This is a genomic window from Mesorhizobium robiniae (assembly GCF_040545535.1).
GTDB classification, from domain to species: Bacteria; Pseudomonadota; Alphaproteobacteria; order Rhizobiales; family Rhizobiaceae; genus Mesorhizobium; species Mesorhizobium robiniae.
Genome location: NZ_JBEPMC010000036.1, coordinates 1 through 1,992 on the forward strand (window position 1 = coordinate 1; position 1,992 = coordinate 1,992).

Genomic DNA, 1,992 nt, shown 5'->3' on the forward strand with positions numbered 1-1,992 from the left:
CAGCCCCAACGACCGAAATCCTCCATCGCCGCGCTGTTCGCAACCTCATTGCCGCACCACCCCCTCTGGAAATGCCGTAGTTCGAGGTGTCCAGCTGTGCAGCTCCAGCAGTAGCGCTATCCTTACACCCAATTTCGCCAAGTGATAGAGTATTGAGCATCCCAAGACCCCCGCCACCTATGATAATTACTCTTGTTTTGTCGGCAGTGGTTCCACCATGATACTTTTGCGTTGCTCATCAACTGGGACGCCAACGCGGCGTTTCGTTACTACTACCACGATCGGCAAGCTCTAACCGGCGACGACTCTCTCAGAGCATAGCCGATACATTCACCACGACCTTGCCAACAGCCTTGCCGCTTTCAAGATATGCGTGCGCTTCGGAGGCCCGAGCCAGATCGAAACGCTTCGGGTCAAGGAGTGGCTTGACTTTTCCGGCGTCACACATCGCCGCGAGCTCCTCCAGGATGCGACCGTGCTCCTTGCACCTGGTACCCTCCAAAAGAGGGAGCAGCATGAAGACGATATGAAGCGACAGACCCTTGCCGTGCATCGGCGAGAGGTCGTGCGTGCTCCTTGCCGCCGAGCCCGCCACGCGGCCACCGCTGGCTGCGGCCTGGAAGGACTTATCGAGATTGGCGCCCCCCACTGTGTCGATCACAACGTCGAAGCCGCGGCCGTCGGTCAGGCGCTTCACGTAAGACGACACCTCTTCGCCTCCATAGAGGATGACGTCGTCCGCACCAAGGTCGCGTGCGATACTGGCGGCTGCGTCAGTCTTGACCGTCGTCGCGACACGAGCTCCCCTGGTCTTCGCTATTTGCAGCGCGACGTGTCCCACGCCCCCGACGCCCCCGTGGACCAGCACATGGTCGCCTTGCTTGACGCCGCTTCGCTCGTTTAGGAGCCATGCCGTGATTCCGACGAGAGGCAATGCAGCTGACTGCCGATGGGTAAGGGTCTTTGGTTTCGGGGACAGCAGCGCCGGGTCGCATGCGATAAATTCCGCGAGGCTGCCCCCCAAGCCACGAACACCCCCCGCGCATCCATACACTTCGTCGCCCACCTCGTAGCCGGGTGCGCCGTTCACGGCTTCCACTACGCCGGAGAAATCACACCCGATGATTGCCGGGAGTGACGGCCCAATCGGCAGTCCTGCGCGGATCTTGAGATCGATCGGATTGACGGATGCCGCAACGATGCGAACCAGGACTTGGCCGGCTTCGAGTGTCGGTACGCCGGTTTCCTCAAGCTTCAACTTCTCGGCACCACCATGCGCATGCAAGACCACCGCCTTCATTGCAGACCTCATTTCTCGAATTGCCTCGTCAACAGGAAAAACGCGTTGCCACTGACTGGAGTGCTGTAAAGAATCTGAAAGAGGATTCGAAGAAACTGGTACCCTAAGCACGACTCAATCATTTACATTCTGCCAAAGTATGGCATTCTGTCAACGTCAAAAGCTGCAGATGACTTCACCCATGCTCCTCGGATCGCTTTTCGCCAGCGAAACAGCTGGACACCTCGAAAAAGCTGGCAATCGAAAACGCATTTTGATTCACTTCGCCTGGTGATTGGCACGAAGGCGTTGGATGCGAGGACAGGTTGGGTTGAGCGCTATGTCCGGCTGAGCGAGGCGATCCACTGGAGAAGCTGAACGCGGTGGTGGCTTGCCGGAAACCGCTGGCCAAGGCGCTGAAGCGCTCCGATGGCGCCAAAGGCGGCCGGCCGCCCTTTGAAGCGGTGATGATGTTCAAGGTCCTGGTTCTGCAGGCGCTCTACAGTCTCTCGGACGATCAGGCCGAATTCCAGATCCAGGACCGGCTTTCCTTCAGCGCTTCCTCGGGTTGGGGCTCGGCGACAAGGTTCCCGACGCCAAGACGATCTGGTTGTTTAGGGAGCACCTCACGCAGGCCGGGCTGTGAAGAACCTGTTCGCCCGTTTGACAAGCACCTCACCAAGGCCGGTTATCTGGCGATGGGTGGGCAGATC

General features: G+C 59.0%; 1 protein-coding gene and 1 pseudogene. One reads left to right on the plus strand and one right to left on the minus strand.

What is annotated here, in order from left to right:
• Positions 1–310: 310 nt before the first annotated feature.
• Entirely contained in the window at positions 311–1,300 is a 990-nt protein-coding gene (locus tag ABID19_RS34195) for a zinc-binding dehydrogenase (RefSeq protein WP_263807292.1), read from the minus strand.
• Positions 1,301–1,635: 335 nt separating this feature from the next.
• Here ABID19_RS34195 and ABID19_RS34200 point away from each other — a divergent pair.
• Positions 1,636–1,992, plus strand: a pseudogene (locus ABID19_RS34200) (transposase); the annotation flags it as partial.